Genomic DNA, 4,035 nt, shown 5'->3' on the forward strand with positions numbered 1-4,035 from the left:
GGGGATGTTCAGGCGCAGCGCGGCCATGAGCATGCCGGGGGTGATCTTGTCGCAGTTGGAGATGCACACCAGCACGTCGGCACAGTGGGCGTTGACCATGTACTCCACCGAGTCGGCGATCAAGTCGCGCGAAGGCAGCGAGTAGAGCATGCCGCCGTGGCCCATGGCGATGCCGTCATCCACCGCGATGGTGTTGAATTCGCGGGCAATGGCGCCGGCCTTGTGAATGGCGTCGGAGACTATGCGGCCCACCGGAGCGAGGTGGGTGTGGCCGGGGACGAACTCGGTGAAGGAGTTGGCGACGGCAACGATCGGTTTGCCGATGTCTGACTTGGCAACGCCGGAGGCCATCATGAGGGCGCGGGCGCCGGCCATGTTGCGGCCGTGGGTGACTGTTCTTGAACGTAATGGAGGCATAAGAGTAGTTAAGCAGCTTTTCTGCCCGCTCCGGAAGACGGCGCTGCTACTAGTAGTGGCAGTGCTAGATTTGTTGGAATGAATGAAGAACGACGGCGGGAGCTGGGTCAGTTTCTCCGTGACCGCCGCGCACACCTAGTCCGAGCCGAACACGGCCTGCCGCCGATTGGCCGCAACCGCAGCGTGGGCCTGCGTCGGGAGGAAGTTGCGGCCTTCGCGGCCGTCAGCGTCACCTGGTACACCTGGCTTGAACAGGGGCGGGACATCAACGCCTCCCGCCAGGTGTTGGCGGCCATTGGCCGGGTATTGCGGCTCAGTGCCGCCGAAAACGGCTACCTACTGGCCATGGGCGGCTACGCGCCGCTGCCCATGGCGGAAGTGGCGCCCATTGACGCTGTGCCGCCACACCTGCAGGGTTTGCTGGATGCCCTGGACTTTCCAGCGTTCGCCGTGGCGCCGGACTGGGGAATTGCCGGCTGGAACAATTCCTATGAGTGCCTGTATTCACGCATTGCGGACGTGGATCCCACCGAGCGGAACCTGCTGTGGCTGATCTTTTCCGACCCGGAACTGCGGCGCATGCTCCCGGACTGGGAGGAGACCTCGCGGTTCTTTGTGGCTGAGTTCAGGGCCGAGGCGGGCCCCCGGCTGGGCTCGGTGGCGCACACCGCGCTCGTGGCCAAACTGGCGGCTGCCAGTGGTGAGTTTGCCAGGATTTGGGCCGAGCACGGCGTTCAGGGCTTTGCGTCCCGGCAGCGGGTGTTCATCCACCCTGGCGTGGGCGAACTGACGTTTGAGCAGCACCGGCTGGTGCCGGCGGACGCGCCCGAACTGCACTTTGTGCTGTACGTGCCAACCCCCGGCACGCCCACCAAAGACCGGCTTGCAGCGCTCGCGGTATTTCATGATTCGAGTGGGCAGTAGATGCCAATGTTGCCCGCAAACATAGGCATCTACTGCGCACTCGATTATTAGCCCAGGGCGTTGCGGCGGCCCTCGAAGGCGCGGCCCAGCGTGACTTCGTCGGCGTACTCCAAGTCGCCGCCCACCGGCAGGCCGGACGCCAGACGTGTCACCGCGATGCCAATGGTCTTGAGCATCCGCGACAGGTAGGTGGCTGTGGCTTCGCCCTCGAGGTTGGGGTCGGTGGCGATGATGATTTCCTGGATCTGGCTGTCGTTTAGACGAGTGAGCAGTTCGCGGATGCGCAATTGGTCCGGGCCGATCCCGGCAATGGGATTGATGGCCCCGCCCAGCACGTGGTACCTGCCGCGGAAGGCGCGGGTGCGCTCCACTGCAAGCACATCCTTCGATTCCTCCACAACGCAAATAATGCTCGGATCCCGGCGCGGGTCACGGCAAATATTGCACAGTTCCGCCTCCGTGACGTTGCCGCACACGGTGCAGAACTTCACCCGTTCCTTCACGGTGACGATCGCCTTGACGAGGCGCTGCATGTCCTCGGTATCGGCCTCGAGAATGTGGAAAGCCAGCCGTTGGGCGGACTTTGGCCCGATGCCCGGCAGGCGGCCCAACTCGTCAATGAGCTCCTGAACTGCTCCCTCGTACACAATGCCTCTTGTCTCTTGACGTGAAAATGCTGGTTACCGCCGGGCTGCTATGCCGTATGGATGGTGCCGTGCGACTAATTAATTGGGCGTTCCTCGATCAGCACGCCGCCCAGAATTCGTTCCACAGCGGCCTGCCCGACAACGCCGGATTCCTCGATGGTGACGTCGTCCGGGCTGGGGACATCCTCTACTGTCGGGGCTTTTGCTGGCGCGCCTGGTGACGTTTGCGTGCGTCCGGCCTGTGCTGCAGAGCTGTTGGCCAGGCGCTGATACATGCTCAGCTTCGCCCCGACTTGTGCCGTGTTCGACGCCGGTACCTCCTGCGCAGCTGCCGCGGGGGTGGGGTAGTTGGGGGACTCACCCAGCTGAGATTCGGCGCCGGAGCTGAACCGTTGCCCTGCTTCGAAGTCCTGCCGCGGCTCAGAGTCCGTGCCTATGGACGACGGGGACGCTGGTGAGGGGCCAGCTGGTACGGAATACTCCCCACCTGGTGATTCCGGCACACTGGATGGCCGATCCGGGGCGGAGACCGTAGGTGCTTCGGTAGCAATCGGGGCGGCTTCGCTCGTACCGGAAAGAGTGGATTCTTCCACGGAGTTCGCGCGCGGCACCGACGGGGCTTCAGGGGAAGGGCTGCCTGCTTGTGCCCAGTCGGGGGCAGTGGACATGCTGCCCCAGCCAGGATCGGGAATGTTTGAGCGCGCTGTCTGTCCCAGCGAAACACCCCAGTCCTGCGGTGCCGGCTCGGCTGCCCCCTTGTTAGCCTGCTGGGCAATTTGTTCAGCCAGGATGGCGCTTCGCCTGGGAACTTCCGGACTTGCAGTTGCGGCAGGCATGGCAGTTTCAGGTGTACTGACCGGGGCATCCCAGCCGGTGGTCCAGGCTGAAATGGGCGAGACCCGCGGGGGAGTGTGCACCACAGGGACAGCAGCCCGGATGGTTTCCTGGGTTGCGGAGAGCGCCGTTGGAGCAGGCTGTTGGTCTCGGCCTTGACTCTGATCTCGGTGTTGGCTCTGGTCCTGGTACGGATCGGAAGCAGGGTATGCATCGGGACCCGGCTCATCCCAGGAGTCGCTGGGTTCTGTTGGGCCGTCCCAGTAGTCGGGGGAGTCGCTGGGAGCATTCGCGGCAGGTGCGGCAGGTGCAGTGGATGTCGATGGGGTTGGGGCAACTGCTGGCTTTACTTCAGGCTCCCCGGCGTGGGGGACGGCGGCTGGCGTCTGGGCGCGACGTGGGGCGGACTCAGAAGCAGGCGAGGCTGGAGTGGCTGCCTCAGTGGGCAGACCCCATGAATCGAGGGGAGCAACCACAGCTGCTCCAGTTCCAGCTTCAGTGCCTGCTCCAGTTCGAGCACCGACCTCGTTTCCGAGTACCGGTCCATTGCTGTTCGGGCTCTGCCCGGCCGAGCCGCTTTTCGAAGCACCGTCCAGCGGACGAGCCGAATTACCAGCTGGAACTTTTGGGTTTGGCTCAGAGCTCGCCTTCGGAGCTTCTCCTGAAACAGCCAGGATCTGCACTGAAATACCCAACACGTCGTTGATGGCGCGTTGGAGATTCTCCAAGTGGCCGCTGTTGCTGAAAGTGCCGATCAAACCGTCGGAGGGCAGTCCCACGCGAAGCTCACGGCCATCGAAGGTTTGTGGCACAACATTCTGGGTCACGATGGCCCAGGAGGCCATCCTGATTCCACGGAGCGAGCCAAGGATTTCCGGCCATGCACGGCGGATAACTTCAATACCTGTTGCGTTGCCAGCCTGTACATTGCCGCCCGCCGGGGCAGGGACAGGGTTGCTGGTGGCCGGTGGCTGCTCTGCATTGGCTGAGCCGGCGGGCTGGGATGGCTGCGGTTGCGCTGATGGGGGCGGTGCGGGTTCCTGCTGGGCAGGCTGGGGGATGGCAGTCTGCGCCTGCTGCTGCGCCGGTTGCGTCTGTGCTGGGTTCTCCGACTGGTACGAGTCGTGCTGCGATGCGCCTGCCGTTGCACTGGTGAAGTCAGAACTGCCAGTGGGTGTGGGGAGATCGTCCCATGTTCGGGAGGGCTGAGTTC

The 4,035-nt window shown here is 63.9% G+C and carries 3 protein-coding genes and 1 pseudogene; 1 reads left to right on the forward strand and 3 read right to left on the reverse strand.

All coding sequences use genetic code 11. The features are described from left to right. The coding region (locus tag Q4P21_RS15910; protein ID WP_303389697.1) for a dihydroxy-acid dehydratase at positions 1 to 417 on the reverse strand (417 nt) is incomplete at its 3' end. Between the two features lie 78 nt (positions 418 to 495). Between Q4P21_RS15910 and Q4P21_RS15915 the strand changes: the two genes are divergently transcribed. After that, positions 496 to 1,341 carry a helix-turn-helix transcriptional regulator gene (locus Q4P21_RS15915; protein WP_303389698.1) on the forward strand — a complete coding sequence of 282 codons (846 nt, stop codon included), beginning with the start codon at positions 496 to 498 and terminating at the stop codon, positions 1,339 to 1,341. Positions 1,342 to 1,388: 47 nt separating this feature from the next. On the opposite strand, the gene recR is transcribed toward Q4P21_RS15915, so the two are convergent. Continuing rightward, positions 1,389 to 1,988, reverse strand: a complete 600-nt coding sequence (recR, locus tag Q4P21_RS15920; protein ID WP_303389699.1) for a recombination mediator RecR — start codon at positions 1,986 to 1,988, stop codon at positions 1,389 to 1,391. A 74-nt stretch (positions 1,989 to 2,062) separates the two neighbouring features. Continuing rightward, a pseudogene (locus tag Q4P21_RS15925) lies at positions 2,063 to 4,035 on the reverse strand (hypothetical protein); the annotation flags it as partial.

Source organism: Arthrobacter sp. (genome assembly GCF_030540645.1).
Taxonomy (GTDB): Bacteria; Actinomycetota; Actinomycetes; order Actinomycetales; family Micrococcaceae; genus Specibacter.